The organism is Mycobacterium sp. 852014-52144_SCH5372336 (assembly GCF_001665615.1).
GTDB classification, from domain to species: domain Bacteria; phylum Actinomycetota; class Actinomycetes; order Mycobacteriales; family Mycobacteriaceae; genus Mycobacterium; species Mycobacterium neumannii_A.
In genome coordinates this window covers 170,456-187,837 of the sequence record NZ_LZSW01000048.1, presented here as the reverse complement: position 1 = coordinate 187,837, position 17,382 = coordinate 170,456, and the positions used below count along the sequence as shown (strand labels likewise).

Below are 17,382 nucleotides of genomic sequence, written 5' to 3'. Positions count from 1 at the left end.
GGTCGAAAGCCAGGTCAGCAGCAGCGCGCACCCGGATTGGCCTCGGCTGCGGCGTGCCGCATCCGCCAGTAGTCCCGCTCGGAGAGCACCGGTTCACCCGGATGGGTCCGCAACCGGTACTCGACGTACCGGCGGTAGTGGGTGTCGCCCATCAGGTCGCCTACGAATGTGCGCCAGTACGAACCGATTTTGCGTGCGCTTTCGGTAACGCGTCCCATTGCTTGGCCACCTCCTTCTCCGGCTTGGTCATGAGCAGGTCCGAGGGCGCGAAGATCCGGGACGGCACCGGTTCGTCCTCGGTCGTCGGCGGTGCGGTGCCGCGAAGCGTCCGGATCACCATGATCACCCCGGTGATGAACACGATCAGCACCAGCAGTGCGAACACGATCGACAGTGTGCCCTGGATGAACGTGTTGCGGATGACCGCGTCGAGCTCGCCGGCGTCCTTGGCCGCGCCGAACGCCGTCTCACCGGCGTCCTTCGCGTTGCGGTACTGGAAGTGCTGAGTCCAGTAGCCGACCTTCGGATCGCCGGAGAAGATCTTCTGCCACGACGCCGTCATCGTCACGATCAGATCCCACAGCAACGGGATCGCCGGTATCCAAGCCCATTTCAGTAGGCCCTTCTTCACCACCACCACGGTCACGACCGTCAAGGCGATCGCGGCCAGCAACTGGTTGGCGATACCGAACAGCGGGAACAGCGTGTTGATGCCACCGAGCGGGTCGGTGACGCCCATCAGCAGGATGCTGCCCCAACCCGCCACCACGGCCAGGCTGCAGATCCACGCTCCCACACGCCAACTCGGGTCCTTCAGCTTGCGCAGCGGACCTCCGAGGTTGCTCAGACCGTCGGAGAGCATGAACCGCGCGACCCGGGTGCCCGCGTCCACGGTGGTGAGGATGAACAGCGCCTCGAACATGATCGCGAAGTGGTACCAGAACGCCTTGAGCGCATCACCGCCGAAGACCTTGCTCAGCACCTCCGACATCCCGAACGCCAGTGTGGGCGCACCGCCGGTCCTCGACACGATCGACTCTTCGCCGACACTCTCGGCGGCTTGAGTGATCTGCTCGGCGGTGACCGGCGGGCCCTCGATCGGCAGGCTGTTGACATAGGCCGCCGCGGTCTCGGCGGTGGAACCGGTCGAGGCCGCGGGCGCGTTGATCGCGAAGTACAGATGCTGATTGAGGATGGCCGCGGTGATCAACGCCATGATCGCGACGAACGACTCGGTGATCATGCCGCCGTAGCCGATCAGGCGCATCTGGCCTTCTTTTTCGAGCAGTTTGGGGGTGGTGCCCGACGAGATCAGCGCATGAAAGCCCGACAGCGCACCGCACGCGATCGTGATGAACAAGAAGGGGAACAGCGATCCGGCGAACACCGGACCGGTGCCCTCAGCGGCGAACGCCGAGATCGCCGGGGCCTCCATGACCGGGCGAGCGAGCACGATGCCGACTGCCAGCAGTGCGATGGTGCCGACCTTCATGAACGTCGACAGGTAGTCGCGCGGTGCGAGCAGGAACCACACCGGCAGCACCGACGCGGCGAATCCGTAGATGATGAGGGCCCACGACAGGCTCACCTTCGACAGCGTGAACCATTCCGTGCCCCAGGCGGTTTCGGCGACCCACCCGCCGGAGGCGACCGCGAGCAGCAGCAGCGCGACGCCGATGAGCGACACCTCCGACACCCGGCCCGGCCGCAGGAACCTCAGGTACAGGCCCATAAAGATCGCGATCGGGATCGTCATGGCGATCGAGAAGACGCCCCACGGGCTCTCGGCGAGCGCACCCACGACCACCAGGGCCAGCACCGCCAGCAGGATCACCATGATGACGAGCACGCCGACGATGGCGGCCACACCGCCGATCGTCCCGAGTTCGTCGCGGGCCATCTGTCCCAGCGAGCGGCCCCGCCGACGCGTCGAGATCGCCAACACCAGATAGTCCTGGACGCAGCCCGCGACGACCGCGCCGATGATGATCCAGATGGTTCCCGGCAGGTAGCCCATCTGCATGGCGAGGACGGGTCCGACGAGCGGGCCCGCGCCGGCGATCGCGGCGAAGTGGTGTCCGAACAACACCCGCCGGTCGGTGGGCATGTAGTCCGTGCCGTTCTCGAATAGCTCGGCGGGAGTGGCATGGTCGTCGCGCGGACGCACGATCTTCATCTCGATGAGCCGGGCGTAGAACCGGAAGCCGATCACGTAGGTGCAGATCGCGGCGATGACGAACCAAACGGCGTTGACGGTTTCTCCGCGGAAGAACGCGATCACCGCCCACGCGACCGCGCCGAGCAGGGCGATGACGCCGAAGATGATCCGGTGCCGGACCGTGATCGGCGACCGGTCGATGATCGCGACCGGCGGCAGATCCTTGTCGGTGCGGATATAGGTGACGTCGCCCTCGGTTTCCTCTGTGCGCTCTGCGGGAGCGGTCGGAGATGCCATGTGCCGATCTTTTCACCGGCGGCGCCGACGACGTGTCAAAACCGCGGGCTTCAGCTTCCGCGCTGGTAGAACGCCCGCACCGTGTCGATGGTGTCGGCTTCTGCGGGGCTCTTGTCGTCGCGGTACCGCAGCACCCTGGCGAACCGCAGGGCCATACCGCCGGGGTACCGCGTCGACGTCTGCACGCCGTCGAACGCGATCTCGACGACCTGCTCGGGTCTGACCCGCACCACACGGCCGGCTGAGCCGGCCAGATAGCCGGAATCGTCGGTCGGTCCGTCGGCCAACTCGAGGAACCGGGTGGTCTGCCACTCGAGCATGGCGTCGGTCATACCCTTGAAAGTCTTTCCAAGCATGACGAATTCGCCCGTCTGCGGATCCCGTGCGCCGAGGTGGATGTTGGACAACTTGCCGGTGCGACGGCCCGAACCCCACTCGACCGCGAGCACCACCAGGTCGAGGGTGTGTACGGGTTTGACCTTGAGCCAGCCGGCTCCGCGTCGCCCCGCCTCGTACGGCGCGGTCAACGACTTGGCCATGACGCCCTCGTGGCCGGCGGCCAGCGTCACCTCGAGAAACTCGCGCGCCTGTTCGACGTCGTCGGTGACGAGGCGGTCGACGCGGTGCAGCTTCGGAACGAGCGCGTCGAGCACCTCGATGCGTTCACCGGTGGGTTTGTCGAGCAGGTCGACGCCGTCGACATGCAGCAGGTCGAAGACGAAGACCGACAGCGGTTGGGCCGCCGCGGCGGCGGCGATGTCGGCGGAGCGACCGAACCGCGATGCCGTCACCTGGAAGCGGTGCGGCCGCCCGTCAGGTTTAAGTGCGATCGCCTCGGCGTCGGCGATCACGGTTGTGACCGGCAACGCCAGCACGGCGTCGGCGACCTCCGGGAGGCGTGCGGTCACGTCGTCGAGGCTTCGGGTGTAGATCGATACCTCATCGCCTCGCCGATGCACCTGCACCCGCGCGCCGTCCAGCTTCGCTTCGAAAACTGCTGTGCCGCCGAGACGTTCGAGTGCCTCGGCCACGCCGACTGCGGTCTGCGCCAGCATCGGGCCGACCGGACGGCCGACCGTCAGCGTGAACCGCTCCAGTGCGGCCTCCCCGATGGTCAGGGCGGCGGCCGCGACCGCGGGCAGGTCACCACCGAGCATCGCGGCACGGCGCACCGCGGCGGCCGGGAGGCCGGCGGCCTTGGCGACCGCATCGGCCATCACGCCGACGAGTGCGCCCTGGCGCAGCTCACCGCCCAGCAGCCGACGCAGGAACGTCTGTTCCTCGGCGGTCGCGGCGCCGAACAGCCCGGCGAGCAGTTCGGCGCGCCGTGCCTGCGAGCCCTTGCCCGCGACTTGCCCGATCTCGGTGAACCGCGCATGGACGTCGGGCACCGTCAACGATGCGGACTCCGCCGGGCGCGGTAGCGAGCGCAGCGAGGCCCACCCGACACCGATCTGCCGTTGCGGCAGCTCACCGGAGAGCCACGACACCACGACCGCGACCTGATCGGCGTCGCCTTCCTCGCCGGCGCGGCCCAGCAGATCGGCGATTCGAGCCGTTTTGGCCAGCCGCGACGAGGACGCACCGACCTCGGCGGACGCCGTGGCGACGTCGAGTAACTGCACGGGTTCAGCCTGACACGCCGATCCGACATTGTTGAGCCGCGAGAGGTCATCCGTCGGGCGCGAGTGACCGCAATTGCACGCCTTTTAGCGGCGTGTCGAGGGACAGACACGGTCGCTCGCGCCAGAGAAAACTAGGTGACTTCGAAGTCGACGCTGTGCCAGCCGGTGGCGCCGTCGGGGATCGGTTGGGCAATCGCGGCGGTCTGTGTCGCGCCGGTGTTGTCGGTGGCCCGGACCGTGATGGTGTGCGGTCCCGGCTGAGTGGCCTGCCACGGGAAACTCCACAGCCGCCAGGTCTCGTTCGAGTAGGCGGCGCCGAGTTCGGCCTGTTGCCAGTCGCCCTGGCGGTCGGGTCCGTCGACGCGCACCTCGACGTTGCGCACCCCGCGGTTCTGCGCCCACGCCACCCCACCGAACGTCACCTCCCCGCGGGGCACGTCTTGACCACTGCGCGGCACGTCGATCCGCGACTCGGTCTTGATCGGCCCGCGCGGCGACCATCCCAGACGCGTCCAGTAGGCCTGGGCGCGGTCGAACCGCGTCACCTCGAGGTCGACCACCCACTTCGTCGCCGAGACATACCCGTACAGCCCGGGAACCACCAGGCGGGCGGGATAACCGTGCTCGGTCGGCAACGGTTCGCCGTTCATGCCGACCGCCAGCAGTGAGCCCCGGTCGTCGGTGAGCGCCTCGACCGGAGTGCCCGCGGTGAACCCGTCGATCGACATCGACAGCACCATGTCCGCGTCACGGTGAATCCCGGCTTCTGCCAACAGGTCTGATACGCGGTATCCCGTCCACGTGGCGTTGCCGATGAGATCACCGCCGACCGGGTTCGACACACACGTGAGCGTCACCACTTTCTCGACCACGTCGAATTGGTCGAGATCGTCGAAGCGCAAGGTGATTTCGCGATCGACCATGCCGTGGATCCGCAGCTGCCAGTTCTCGCGACTCAACTGCGGCACGCTCAGCGCGGTGTCGATCCGGTAGAAGTCGGCGTTGTTGGTGACGAACGACGCCAGCCCGACACCTTTCGGCTGCACCGTCGCCGGGATCGGGGGAGCGGCGACGTCGACCGGCGGCAGCGCGAATGCCGTGCGGTCACCGGAGACCGAGGTCGTGAGGCGCGACAGCACTACGCCGCCCACTCCGGTCAGCGCGCCAGCCCCGAGGAAGCCCAGCGTGATCAACGACAGCCGTCGGCCGGGATCGGGCCCGTCGTCGCCGGCCTGCCCGGCGTCGTCGGTGAACCGCCCCGATGTCAGCAGCCGAAGCACCGCGACGCCGCAGGCGGCGCCGACCACCGTGGGCAGGGTGTCCAACAGGGTCGCCCCAGCACGCGAGAGCACCGCCGCGCACCCGGCGACGCCGGCCGCCACGATCGCGACGCTGCCGATCGGAAAGCGCCGCGTCTCCAACGCCGCGGTGGCGGCGGCCACGACGGCGATCACCGCGAGCACGAGCATCGACAGGACGAGTTTGTCCGCCATGCCGAAGGTCTGGATCGCCCACTCCTTGACCGGACCGGGCGTCAGGTCGATGACCGCCGACCCGACGGCGGTACGAGAGTCGGCCCGCGGTCCGACGAAGACGGCGAGCAGTTGGGTCACGCCCAGCGCGACGGCGGCTGCGGCGATGCCGCCGATCGCCTTGGTGCTGCGCGACGTCATGCCGCTCAAAGTACTCACGTTGGCGACCCGACGGGCTTACCGAACGGTGACGTCAGCTAGGTTGCTTTACGAATCGAGCTCTTTTTGGAAAGGGGAGACCCAGGTGGAGATTTCTGGCAAGAAGGCCATCGTCGTCGGCGGAGCGTCGGGCTTCGGCAAGGCGACGGCCGAGTTGCTGGCTCAACGCGGCGCGGACGTGGCGGTTCTGGACCGCCCGCAGTCGAAGGGCAAGGAAGTGGCCGACGCTATCGGTGGCTCCTTCTTCGAGGTGGACGTCACCGACTTCGAGGGCACCGAGAAGGTGCTGCAGCAGGCGATCGACAAGCTCGGCGGGCTGCACATCATCGTGACGACGGCCGGTGGCGGCGCCGCCGAGCGCACGGTCAAGAAGGACGGCCCGCATAGCCTCGACACGTTCCGTAAGTGCGTGGACCTCAACCTCATCGGCACGTTCAACATCAGCAGGCTGGCCGGTTGGCAGATGAGCCAGCAGGATCTTGTCGACGACGAGCAGGAAGAGCGCGGCGTCATCATCAACACCGCCTCGATCGCGGCGTTCGAGGGCCAGATCGGGCAGGTCGCCTACACCGCGTCCAAGGCCGCGATCGCCGGGATGTGCCTGACGATGGCCCGCGACATGGGCAGCCTGGGCATCCGGGCGCTGGCGATCGCGCCGAGCCTGTTCGCCACGGGTCTGACCGAGGGCATTCCCGACGAGTTCGCCAAGGCACTGACCAAGGACGCGGCGTTCCCGAAGCGGCTCGGCAAGCCGGAGGAGTACGCCAAGCTGGTGGCCGCGATCGTCGAGAACCCGATGCTCAACGGCCAGTGCCTGCGCCTGGACGCCGGCCAGCGCTTCGCCCCCAAGTAGAGGTGTGATTTCGGTGTAGTTGGTTGCCCTCACCGCCACCAACTACACCGAAATCGCAGATAGGGTGAGGCGGCCGACTCCCGTGCCGCTTCCGCGATCCATTTGACACGATGGCTGCATGCCCGACGACGCGCATCGCCTTCCGACACTGAATCACGATGACCAGGCCGCGCTGCAGCAGTGGGTGCGCGCGCAGGGTCTGGGGACGACGGTCAGCGACGTCGAACCGCTGACCGGCGGGACGCAGAACATCGTGGTGCGCCTGCTGATCGACGACCGGCCCATGGTGCTTCGTCGACCGCCCGCGCATCCGCGGCCGACGAGCGACAAGACGATGCTGCGCGAGATCGCGGCGTTGCGGACGTTGGCGGGGACACCGGTGCCGCATCCCGGATTCATCGCCGGCTGTGAGGATCTCAGCGTCCTCGGCGTGGTCTTCTACCTGATGGAAGTGGTCGACGGCTTCAACCCCGGTGACGACATGTCCGAGGCCTACGTGCGCGATCCGGCGATGCGCCATCAAGTGGGGTTGTCGTATGCGGCGAGCCTGGCCGCGCTCGGGCAGGTCGAATGGGAGGGCAGCCCGCTAGCCGAGCTCAAACGGCCCGGATCCTTTCTGGAGCGTCAGGTTCCGCAGTTCCTCCGGCTGCTCGAAAGCTACCGGCACGACCGATACGACCCCGAGTCGCTGGCGGTGACCGAACTCGCTGAGTGGCTCGCGTCGAACCTGCCGCCGGAGGGTCGTCCGGGTGTCCTGCACGGTGACCCGCATCTGAGCAATGTGCTGCTGCGTCGCGACACGCCAGAGGTGGCGGCGTTCGTCGACTGGGAGATGTGTACGGTCGGCGATCCGCTGCTCGATCTGGGCTGGATGCTGATCTGCTGGCCGCTGGAGACCAACACGATCACCGCGGGCGCAGAGCTCGCCGCACTGGGCGGACTGGCCACCCGTCGCGAACTTCTCGACGCTTACCTCGAAGCCGGCGGCCGCGAAACATCAAGCCTCGATTGGTATGTCGCGATGGCGTGCTTCAAGCTGGGGATCGTGATCGAGGGCACCTGGTCGCGGTTCCTGATCGGTCAGGCGAGCCGGGACGCGGGGGAGCGGTTGCATGCCAACGCCCAGAACCTCATCGATCTCGGCAAGCGGGTGATCAAGGGCGACAGCCCCTTCGAGCTCTAGGCGTAGGTGTCGATCGCCAGCTGGACGGCCAGCGCTACGCCGGCTGCGCCGATCACGATACGCAACGGCCCCGCGGGTGCATGCCGCACGACGACCGGCCCGAGCCGGGAGCCGATCAGACAGCCCAAGCCTAGCACCAACATCGCACCCCACTGCACCGGCGCCAGCATCGCGAACACCACGGCCGCCACGAGGTTCGCCACACCCAGGATCACGTTCTTGCCCGCGTTGGCCTCCGCGAGCGAGGCGTGGCCGGTGCGCAACAGGAGCGCGAGCAGCAGCACACCCGCGGCAGCACCGAAATAGCCGCCGTAGATACAGATCAGGAACACCGCGGTCGCCTCGATGACCACCGCCGCACGGCGACGCCCCGTGCTCGGCTCGTCACCGGGAGCCCGGCGGGGCAGCAGGATCGCGACCGAGGCGACCGCGAGCAGAATCGGCACCGATCTCTCGAAGCCCTCGGCGGGCGTGGTGAGCAGCAGCGCGGCGCCGGCCACACCACCGAACACCGCGATCGGTGCGGTGCGCAGGATCCACCTGCCCTGCCCCTTGAGTTCAGGACGCGACCCCAACACCGAGCCGATCCCGTTGAACACGAGCGCCACGGTGTTCGTCACATTGGCGGTGACCGGGGGCAACCCGAAGAGCAGCAGTGCGGGATAGGTGGCCACCGAGGCCAACCCGGCGATGCTGCCGGTGAGCCCGCCGAGAACGCCGGCGGCGAACAGCAGGGCCCACGTCATCGAAGGTCACGCTACGGCCGGCGCGTGGCGTCCGAAGATTCGAGGCGCTGTGATCTGCCTCGCTCGGGCGCCGTCAGTCAGACCTGAAGAACTGACGGTCAGTTTGCGAACGGTTTTTCCTTTGCGGCCCGGTCGGTGGTTGTCTACGATCGAACGCGTGCCGAGGCGACTCGTAGTAGCAACCCGCAGCGGGGTCTGATCTGACCGACCCCTCGCTGTGGGTCGTCGCTACGTAGTCGGTCACTTCTCTTCGAAGAAAAGACCGGCACATGACCTCGTTCGCAACACAATCCGCTACCAGCGCAGCACCGTCGGCATTCGCGGCCTCTCTCGACGCCCCGCCGCCCCGCGGTCTGCGCGAGGAGGCCGACGCGATGTCTTTCGACACCTTTCTCGCCGAGTACGCGCCCACGTCGGGACCGGTGAGGCTGGGCAACTGGAGCTGCGCCGACGGCAGTCGCCCCGCCAACCGGCTGGGCCCACGCAACTATCAGGCGACGCTGGCCATCGGAGATCGCATCTGCACGACGACAGCGGCCGCACCCGGCCCCGTCGCCGCACTGACCTCGATGCTCTACGACCGCGGGATCTCGGTGGAGATGACCGCCTTTCACCAGGTGAGCGCCGGTCAGCGCACCGCCACCTTCATCCGCGGCTCGGACGGGCTGAAGTCGGAGTGGGCGATGGGGCTGTCCGAGGACGCCACGCAGTCGGCGTTGAGCGCCGTCATCGCGTGTGCGAACCGCCTACTGGTGGCGTCCTGACCGCCGCCTGATCGCCGCGAAAATTGCATTCCGGCAGGCCCTCATTCGAACAATCGCTGCTGGAATGCCATTTCGCGGCAACGACGGGTCAGTGCAGCGGGCGCAGCACGATGTGCATGCCGTCCTTGGGCACCGGCATGCCGCCGTAATCCCACTCGGTCGTGTAGTCCGGGCGGGGCAGTTCGAGCCGGTACTTGCGCAGCAGCCGGTGCAGGATCGTCTTGACCTCCAGCTGGCCGAAGGTCATGCCGATGCACTTGTGCGCGCCGCCGCCGAAGGGGCTGAACGCGTAGCGGTGCTGCTTGTGCTCGTTGCGCGGCTCGGTGAACCGCAACGGGTCGAACTTCATCGGGTCGGGGTAGAACTCCTCGAGCCGGTGGTTCATCCCCGGATAGGCGATGACGTTGGTGCCCTTCGGCAGGTAGTAGCCGAGCAACTCGGTGTCGCGCACGGTTTGGCGCATGGCCCACTGCACCGGCGTCACCAGGCGGATCGACTCGTTCATCACCAGATCCAGCGACTCGAGCTTGTCCAGCGACTCGATGTCGGCAGGCCCGTCGCCGAGGCGATCGGACTCCTCGCGGCAGCGTTCCTGCCACTCGGGATGCTTGGCGAGGTGGTAGATCATCGTCGTCGCCGTCGAGGTGGACGTGTCATGCGCGGCCATCATCAAGAAGATCATGTGGTTGACGATGTCCTCGTCGGAGAACTTGTTGCCGTCCTCGTCCTCGGTATGGCACAGCACCGTCAACAGATCCGAGCCGTCCTTGCCGCGGCGTTCCTTGACCCGCTCCTCGAAGTACTCCTCGAGCAGCTGGCGGGCCTGCATGCCGCGCCACCAGGTGAACGGGCGCACGGGTTTGCGGATGATCGCGTTGCCGGCGCGGGTGGTGGTGGTGAACGCCTGGTTGACCTTGGTGACCAGTTCCTTGTCGGAGCCGGGTTCGTGGCCCATGAACACCATCGAGGCGATGTCGAGGGTCAGTTCCTTCATCGCCGGGTACATCAGGAAGCGCCCGTCGTTGACGACCCACTCGTTGGCGATCACCTGCGAGACCACTTGGTCGACCTGCTCCTGGTATCCGACCAGCCGGGAGCGGACGAACGCCTCTTGCATGATGCGCCGGTGGAACATGTGCTCCTCGAAGTCCAGGAGCATCAGGCCGCGATGGAAGAACGGCCCGATCACCGGAACCCAGCCCTGCTGGGAGAAGTCCTTGTTGCGGTTGGAGTAGACGGCCTGAGCGGCGTCGGGGCCGAGCGCCGCGACGGCGGGCAGCGCAGGCGAGTCGGCGTAGTACAGCGGGCCATACTTGCGGTAGACGTGCAGCAGGTAGTCCGGTCCGCCACGGAACATCTCGATCATGTGCCCGAGGATCGGCAGACCGGCGTCGCCGATCACCGGCTTGAGATCGCTGCCCGGGGGCGGCTCGGCCATCGGCTTCTGTGGGAAGTCCGTGTTGAGCAGCTTGCGCTCAACGATTCCCATGCCGGGGAAGTTGTTGAACGACGGGGTCAACCGGCGTTTGGCCTGGTCGAGCAGATAGTCCGTCGTGCTGATCGTCGCGGTCATTCACGAGCTCCTGTGCAATGGAATGTGGCCGTTGTCACTCTCATCACCATCCTGGATGGCAGACTTGACGCATGTCAAGTTTTGTTCTGGCGCGGCGCGGTGCAAAGGTCTAGGGCGATGAGCGCCCAACCAGCATCGCAAACGCGTCGCAGCCGCGGTGACCGGCAGCGTGACGCAATCCTCAGCGCCGTGCGCGACCTGGTGCAGCAACAGCCGTTCGCGGACCTGTCGGTCAGCGCGATCAGCGAACACGCCGGCGTCGCCCGTTCCGGGTTCTACTTCTACTTCGACTCCAAGTACGCGGTGCTCGCCGAGATCCTGGCCGGCGCCGGCGAGATGCTCGACAGCCTCACCCACCACTTCGCACCCCGCGAGCCGGGGGAGACGCCCGAGGCGTTCGCGAAACGGATGGTGGGCAGCGCGGCGGCGGTGTACGCCAACGACGATCCGGTGCTGACCGCGTGTGCGGTCGCCCGCAACACCGACGCCAAGATCCGCGAGATGATGGACGACTTCTACGACGGCATCATCGACAAGCTGATCGCGCTGCTGGAGAACGACGCCGACGCGCGCCCGATCTCCGGTGACCTCCCCGCGCTCGTCCGGACACTGGCCGCGACGACGACGATGACGCTGACGCACGACAGCACGTTCGTCGGCCGCGGCATCGACCCCCGCCGGGCCGTCGACACGCTCGAGCGGTTGTGGGTCGCGGCGTTTTGGGGACACATGCAGCCATCCGGCCAGCCATAGGCCGGGGTCAGTATCCTCACCGCCATGGCGCACACCGGGTATGCGAACAAGCGTTGTTTTCTGACCGGGGCCGCCAGCGGCATCGGCCGCGCGACCGCGTTGAAGCTGGCCGCCGAGGGCGCCGAGCTCTATCTGACCGACCGCGACGCCGAAGGTCTGGAGAAGACCGTCGCCGACGCGCGCGCCCTGGGCGCCGAAGTGGCCGAGTACCGCGCCCTTGATATCTCCGACTACGACGCGGTGGTCGCGTTCGCCGACGACATCCACTCGCGTCACCCGGCGATGGACATCGTGATGAACATCGCCGGGGTATCGGCGTGGGGCACCGTCTCGACGCTGACGCACCAACACTGGAAGTCCATGGTCGATATCAACCTGATGGGACCGATCCACGTCATCGAGGCGTTCGTGCCGCGGATGGTCGCGGCAGGCACGGGCGGCCACATCGTCAACGTGTCCTCGGCGGCCGGGCTGGTCGCGCTGCCCTGGCATGCGGCCTACAGTGCGAGCAAGTTCGGGCTGCGCGGCATGTCCGAAGTGCTGCGCTTCGATTTGGCTCGCCACCGCATCGGGGTGTCGGTGGTGGTTCCGGGCGCGGTGAAAACGCCTCTGGTGCAGACGGTTCAGATCGCCGGCGTCGACCGCGAAGACCCGCGGGTCAAGAAGTGGACCGACCGCTTCAGCGGTCACGCGGTCTCACCCGAGCGCGCCGCCGAGTGCATCCTCAAAGGCGTGCGGCGCAACCGGTTCCTGATCTACACCTCGACCGACATCAGGGCGCTCTATCTGTTCAAGCGCACCATGTGGTGGCCGTACAGCGTCGCGATGCGCGGGGCGAACGTGTTGTTCACCAAGGCACTGCGACCCTCAGCGCAACGCGGTTAGCGCTTACCCCAGTCCCACGCGGGCATGGTCAGCATGCCGAGGCCCTCGACCCGTGTTTCGCCGAGGTTCTTGTACAACGGGATCTCCACTGCGGCCGCCTCCCTTTCGGGGTCCTCGCCGACGGGCACGGTGTCGAGGTGTCCGAGTAGGGCCTCGGAATGGGTGACGACGACGACCTGCGTGGTGTCGGCCGCGGCGCGGACCAACGACGCCAGCGGGCCCACCAGGTCGGGGTGCAGGGATGTCTCCGGTTCGTTGAGCACCATCAGCGACGGTGGCCGCGGGCTCAGTAGCGCAGCGGCCCATAGAAGGAATCGCAGTGTGCCGTCGGATAATTCGGCAGCCCGCAGCGGTCGCAGCATACCCGGCTGATGCAGCTGCAGATCGAACAGCCCGTCGTGCCCGGCTATGGTCACCGTCGCGCCGTCGAAGGCCTCGGCAATGGCCCGTTGGAGGTCGTCGTGGCCGGCCTCGATGACGGTCTGGATCGCGGCGGCCAGGTCGCTGCCGTCGTCGGAGAGTACGGGTGTGCGGGTCCCGACCGTGCGTTGCCGCGAGGGCGCCGCGGGGTCGACGCGAAACCCGTCGTAGAACCGCCAATTGCGCAACCGGTCCCGCACCGCGGCAAGTTCCGGATGCGCACCCGGATGGGCGTATTCGGCGAGCACACTGCGGTAGGCCGGAAGTGCTTGCGTCACTTTGTCGAATCCGCGTCCGTTTTCGGCGCGCGCCTCGACGTAGTCACGGGTCCGGCGCACCAGGGTCGAACTGTTGCGCATGACGGGGCCGGCGAACACCGCCTCACGTTTGATCTCCGGATCGAGTGAGAATAGCGATTCAGGGCCCGCCATCTGACGAAGGCCGAGGTCGACGAGGTATCCGAAGTCGTCTGCGGCGAAACCCATTTCGAGTGACACCGGACCCGTGCGCGTCGTGCCTTGCACTTGACCGGTGCGGCGCGCCCCGCGGAGTTGTTCAGGACCCGCCCACAGCACCGACTGCAGTCCACCCTCTCGGGCGAGCGATCCGATCACCTCGCCGCGGCCGCAGTCGGCGAGCAGGCGCAACGCCCGATACAGCGACGACTTACCGGTCCCGTTGGCGCCGGTGACCACGGTCAGCTGCGCGAGCGGCAGCACGATCTCGCGCAGCGAGCGATAGCCGCGGATGGCCACCGTGGTGAGCACCTCAGTACCCGCCTTCCGGCGGCGCCAGTTCGAGTCGCACACCCAACAACCGGACAGGGCGGTCGAGTTCGAACTGGGCGAGTATGTCGAGTGCCGTTCGGGTGACGTGCGTTTCGTCCACCGTGGGTTCGGGCAGCTTGCGGATCTTGGTCCTGGTGTAGAAGGTCTTGGTTCGCACCGTCACCGCCACCCGGGTGACGACCCGATTCTGCTCGACGATCTCGCTCAGGGTCTGTCGCGCCAAATCGACGACCGCGGTGTTCATCTCGTCGCGCTCGGTCAGGTCGCGGGGGAAGGTGATGACGTGGCTGCGCGACCGCGGCACCCATGGTGCGGCGCTGACGTCGGTGTCGCCGCCGCCCTTGGCCAGCAGCAGGATCCACAGCCCGGTGGTCGGGCCGAAAGTCTCAGTGAGCACCGTAGCGTCGGTGCCTGCGAGGTCGGCGACGGTGCTGATGCCCATCGTCGCAAGCTTTTTCGCTGTCTTCGGGCCGATTCCCCAGAGCGCGTCGACTTCACGGTCGCCCATCACGGCCATCCAGTTCTCGTCGGTGAGTTGGTACACCCCCGCCGACTCACCGGGCTCGCGTCTCGGCTTGGCGAAACCGGTCGCGACCTTGGCGCGCTGCTTGTTGTCGCTGATCCCCACCGAGCACGACAGACCCGTTTCGGCGGCGATCACCTCGCGGATCCGCTCGGCGAACTCGAACGGACTGTGCGAGTCGTCCAGCTCGGCGCCGACGTAGGCCTCATCCCAACCCCACACCTCCACCGGATGGCCGAAGTCGCGCAGCAAGCCCATGACCTCCTCGGAGGCTTCGTCGTAGGCATCGGTGTCCAACGGAAGGAACGTCGCTTCCGGGCACTTGCGGGCGGCGCTGCGCAACGGCATGCCCGCCCGCACGCCGTACGCCCTGGCCGGATACGACGCACACGTCACGACCTTGCGGGGCTCGTTCGGGTCGCCGTTGCCGCCAACGACGATCGGCAGACCGGCGAGTTGCGGCTTGCGGCGGATTTCGACGGCGGCCTGGAACTGGTCGAGATCGACGTGCAGGACCCAGCGCCTCATCGGGGCCTTCTGCTCTTCGCGCAAACGCTCATCGGGGCCTTCTCCTCTTCGCGCAAGCGCTCATCGGGGCCTTCTCCTCTTCGCGCAAGCGCTCATCGGCCGCACAGCTTGCGCGCCACCGACTCCCACGCATCACCGAGCGACTCGATCGTCGCGCCGCGCTCTTGGAGCTGATGCCACACATAGTCCGCGTCGAGCAACGCCACCAGCGCGGCGGCCTGTGCATCGAGGTCGCCTGTCGTGCCCGCGGATTCGAGCAGGACCCGAACGTGGCGATGGTGCAGCGTCGCGGGGGTGGTGAACCGCATCTGGGGGTCCCGGTTGGCGTCGGACAGCAGCGCGTGATGTTTGTGGACGAACGTCAACCGATCCCGGCCGTAGGCCAGCAGCCGCTCGAGCGGCGGCGCGCCGGGACCCAGAGGCGGCGGACCGAACAGGAACGCTTCCTGATGTGCCTTTTCGTCCTCGTCGAGCAGCACGATCATCAACCCGGCGCGGCTGCCGAATCGGCGGAACAGGGTGCCCTTGCCGACGCCTGCCGCGGTGGCGATGTCGTCGGTGGTGACCGAGTCGGCACCCCGTTCGGCGATGAGACGGCGTGCGGCGTCCAGAAGTAAGGTGCGGTTGCGCGCCGCGTCACCGCGTTCTTGTGGAGTCTGGTTCGTGACCGGCAGCTCGTTGAGCGGGCGAGGGGCGGCCATGTCAGCAGTTTAGTTCAGACGGAATAATTCGGACCATAGTCCGGTTCTCTTGTGCGAAGATTCCACCGGACGAAGGGACCCGAAAGATGGCGGACACCGCGAAGGTGAACGTGCTGGTGTTGCTGGGCAGCCTGCGGGCGGCGTCGATCAACCGGCAGTTGGTCGAACTCGCACTGGAAACCGCGCCCGACGGTGTTGGTCTGGACTTCTTCGACCGGCTGGGCGAGTTGCCGTTCTACAACGAGGACATCGACAACGACACCGAACGCGGGGGAGCGGCCGACCCCGTGGCGGCGCTGCGCCAAGCTGCCGCCGATGCCGACGCCGCGTTGGTCGTGACCCCCGAGTACAACGGCAGCATCCCGGGCGTGCTCAAGAACGCGATCGACTGGTTGTCGCGGCCGTACGGCAACAGCGCGCTCAAGGACAAGCCGCTCGCGGTCGTCGGTGCGGCCCTCGGGCGGTACGGCGGCCAGTGGGCGCACGACGAAACCCGTAAGAGCTTCGCCATCGCCGGACCGCGGGTCGTCGAGGATCTCAGGCTGTCGGTGCCGAGCAAGGCGTTCGACGGAAGGCATCCGCGGGAGAACGCCGAGGTGGCGGCGAACCTGCGCGACGTCATCGAGAAGCTGGTTGCCGAAATCGGCTGACCGTGTGGCGCGGACAGCCCCGTCGAGCCCGTCCTGAGAAGCCCGCGGCGGCTTTGCTGGCGTGATTCCATGTCCGGCCCTGTTGTCGGTACCGGCTGCTATATCTGGCGAATCGCCGGCCGCATCGAGCGCGGCGGGCGCGACACACCCTCGGTGTGACGTGCGACACGCCGAGGCGCGCCGCCTCACAAAGCTTACGACCTGGGAATTCCAGAATTGTTATTCAGAACATCTGGTATTCCTTCGCAATGTCGGACACTAGGTGTAGTGTTTCGAAGCACCGACAGGCCCCACGATTCCCAAGCTTTCCGAGGGCCGGCCGGAGCCCCCGACCCGGGTTGTCTGGAATTTCCAGCCACGGCGGCGGTGGCCTCGGACGGCAGGAATTTTCCGGGTCTGCGGGTTGCTGAAATTCCATGAATCTCGGCAACAAGAAGTGTCCGACCAGTTGCCAGCCAGCGTGCAGGGCCAGTTGTAGAGGAGCCGAACCGCAGATGACTCAGCACTCGATCACCGTGTACACGAAGCCCGCATGCGTGCAGTGCAACGCCACCTACAAGGCGTTGGACAAGCAGGGCATCGCCTACGAGACCGTCGACATCAGCCTCGACAGCGAAGCCCGCGACTACGTAATGGCGCTGGGATACCTGCAGGCCCCGGTCGTCGTGGCCGGCAACGAGCACTGGTCGGGCTTCCGGCCCGACCGCATCAAGGCGCTCGGGGCGGTCGCGGCAACGGCTTAGGCGGCTCAGCCGGCCGACGGGTACTCGACGGGCAGAAAGGGGGGCGCGTGATGGGCAACCTCGTGTACTTCTCCAGCGTCTCGGAGAACACCCACCGCTTCGTCCAGAAGCTGGACCTGCCCGCGATCCGCATTCCGCTGCACGGGCGCATCGAGGTCGACGAGCCCTACGTGTTGGTCCTGCCCACCTACGGCGGCGGGCGGGCCACGCCGGACATCAACGACGGTGGCTATGTGCCCAAGCAGGTCATCGCGTTCCTCAACAATGAACACAACCGGTCGTTGATCCGCGGCGTCATCGCCGCGGGCAACAACAACTTCGGCGCCGAATTCGCCTACGCGGGCAATGTCGTGTCCCGCAAGTGCGGCGTTCCGTACCTGTACCGCTTCGAACTGATGGGAACCCCGGACGACGTCGCCGCCGTCCGTTCGGGTTTGGAAGACTTTTGGAAGGACCAGACGTGTCACCAACCGTCACAGCTGCAGAGCCTGTAACGTCCGC

General features: G+C 67.0%; 17 protein-coding genes. 8 read left to right on the top strand and 9 right to left on the bottom strand.

Going from position 1 to position 17,382, the window contains the following annotated elements; all coding sequences use genetic code 11:
* Nucleotides 1-14: 14 nt before the first annotated feature.
* From A5759_RS25660 to A5759_RS14245, 4 genes are all read right to left on the bottom strand, one after another.
* Nucleotides 15-218, bottom strand: a complete 204-nt coding sequence (locus tag A5759_RS25660; protein ID WP_082962124.1) for a YbdD/YjiX family protein — start codon at nt 216-218, stop codon at nt 15-17.
* Entirely contained in the window at nt 161-2,455 is a 2,295-nt protein-coding gene (locus A5759_RS14255; protein ID WP_068198741.1) for a carbon starvation CstA family protein, read from the bottom strand. The genes A5759_RS25660 and A5759_RS14255 overlap by 58 nt, the downstream gene beginning before the upstream one ends.
* 50 nt (nt 2,456-2,505) lie before the next feature.
* Nucleotides 2,506-4,080, bottom strand: coding sequence for an ATP-dependent DNA ligase (locus A5759_RS14250; RefSeq protein ID WP_068198738.1), 1,575 nt, complete (start codon nt 4,078-4,080; stop codon nt 2,506-2,508).
* Between the two features lie 131 nt (nt 4,081-4,211).
* Entirely contained in the window at nt 4,212-5,753 is a 1,542-nt protein-coding gene (locus A5759_RS14245) for a molybdopterin-dependent oxidoreductase (protein ID WP_068198736.1), read from the bottom strand.
* Between the two features lie 103 nt (nt 5,754-5,856).
* Between A5759_RS14245 and A5759_RS14240 the strand changes: the two genes are divergently transcribed.
* Nucleotides 5,857-6,624: an SDR family NAD(P)-dependent oxidoreductase gene (locus A5759_RS14240; protein WP_064401607.1), complete on the top strand. Its 768-nt coding sequence runs from the start codon at nt 5,857-5,859 to the stop codon at nt 6,622-6,624.
* 118 nt (nt 6,625-6,742) lie between these two features.
* Nucleotides 6,743-7,807 carry a phosphotransferase family protein gene (locus tag A5759_RS14235; RefSeq protein ID WP_068198731.1) on the top strand — a complete coding sequence of 355 codons (1,065 nt, stop codon included), beginning with the start codon at nt 6,743-6,745 and terminating at the stop codon, nt 7,805-7,807.
* Here the strand turns inward: A5759_RS14235 and A5759_RS14230 are convergent.
* Nucleotides 7,804-8,553 carry a sulfite exporter TauE/SafE family protein gene (locus tag A5759_RS14230; RefSeq protein WP_082962123.1) on the bottom strand — a complete coding sequence of 250 codons (750 nt, stop codon included), beginning with the start codon at nt 8,551-8,553 and terminating at the stop codon, nt 7,804-7,806. The two genes, A5759_RS14235 and A5759_RS14230, sit on opposite strands and share 4 nt — an antisense overlap.
* A gap of 269 nt (nt 8,554-8,822) precedes the next feature.
* Between A5759_RS14230 and A5759_RS14225 the strand changes: the two genes are divergently transcribed.
* Entirely contained in the window at nt 8,823-9,317 is a 495-nt protein-coding gene (locus A5759_RS14225) for a homocitrate synthase (RefSeq protein ID WP_068198730.1), read from the top strand.
* Nucleotides 9,318-9,405: 88 nt separating this feature from the next.
* Here the strand turns inward: A5759_RS14225 and A5759_RS14220 are convergent, their stop codons facing one another.
* Nucleotides 9,406-10,890, bottom strand: a complete 1,485-nt coding sequence (locus tag A5759_RS14220; protein WP_068198727.1) for a cytochrome P450 — start codon at nt 10,888-10,890, stop codon at nt 9,406-9,408.
* 117 nt (nt 10,891-11,007) lie between these two features.
* Here A5759_RS14220 and A5759_RS14215 point away from each other — a divergent pair, with 117 nt between their 5' ends.
* Both A5759_RS14215 and A5759_RS14210 read left to right on the top strand, forming a co-directional pair.
* Complete coding sequence (locus tag A5759_RS14215; RefSeq protein ID WP_066842373.1) at nt 11,008-11,643, top strand: TetR/AcrR family transcriptional regulator; 636 nt, start codon at nt 11,008-11,010, stop codon at nt 11,641-11,643.
* Between the two features lie 24 nt (nt 11,644-11,667).
* Nucleotides 11,668-12,528, top strand: a complete 861-nt coding sequence (locus A5759_RS14210; RefSeq protein WP_068198724.1) for an SDR family oxidoreductase — start codon at nt 11,668-11,670, stop codon at nt 12,526-12,528.
* Here A5759_RS14210 and A5759_RS14205 read toward each other — a convergent pair.
* The 3 genes from A5759_RS14205 to A5759_RS14195 form a co-directional block, all read right to left on the bottom strand.
* On the bottom strand, nt 12,525-13,715 hold the full coding sequence (locus tag A5759_RS14205) for an AAA family ATPase (protein ID WP_068198938.1): 1,191 nt from the start codon (nt 13,713-13,715) through the stop codon (nt 12,525-12,527). The genes A5759_RS14210 and A5759_RS14205 overlap by 4 nt on opposite strands.
* A 1-nt stretch (nt 13,716) precedes the next feature.
* The gene (locus A5759_RS14200; RefSeq protein ID WP_068198722.1) at nt 13,717-14,787 is read right to left on the bottom strand and encodes a DNA polymerase IV; all 1,071 of its coding nucleotides are present in this window, start codon (nt 14,785-14,787) and stop codon (nt 13,717-13,719) included.
* Nucleotides 14,788-14,879: 92 nt separating this feature from the next.
* Nucleotides 14,880-15,488 carry a TetR/AcrR family transcriptional regulator gene (locus tag A5759_RS14195; protein ID WP_068198719.1) on the bottom strand — a complete coding sequence of 203 codons (609 nt, stop codon included), beginning with the start codon at nt 15,486-15,488 and terminating at the stop codon, nt 14,880-14,882.
* An 86-nt stretch (nt 15,489-15,574) separates the two neighbouring features.
* On the opposite strand from A5759_RS14195, the gene A5759_RS14190 reads away from it, so the two are divergent.
* The 3 genes from A5759_RS14190 (at nt 15,575) to nrdI (ending at nt 17,375) form a co-directional block, all read left to right on the top strand.
* Nucleotides 15,575-16,138, top strand: coding sequence for an NAD(P)H-dependent oxidoreductase (locus A5759_RS14190; protein WP_068198716.1), 564 nt, complete (start codon nt 15,575-15,577; stop codon nt 16,136-16,138).
* A 494-nt stretch (nt 16,139-16,632) separates the two neighbouring features.
* Nucleotides 16,633-16,881, top strand: a complete 249-nt coding sequence (locus A5759_RS14185) for a redoxin NrdH (protein ID WP_064348903.1) — start codon at nt 16,633-16,635, stop codon at nt 16,879-16,881.
* A gap of 50 nt (nt 16,882-16,931) precedes the next feature.
* Nucleotides 16,932-17,375 carry a class Ib ribonucleoside-diphosphate reductase assembly flavoprotein NrdI gene (nrdI, locus tag A5759_RS14180; protein WP_068198713.1) on the top strand — a complete coding sequence of 148 codons (444 nt, stop codon included), beginning with the start codon at nt 16,932-16,934 and terminating at the stop codon, nt 17,373-17,375.
* Nucleotides 17,376-17,382: the final 7 nt, after the last annotated feature.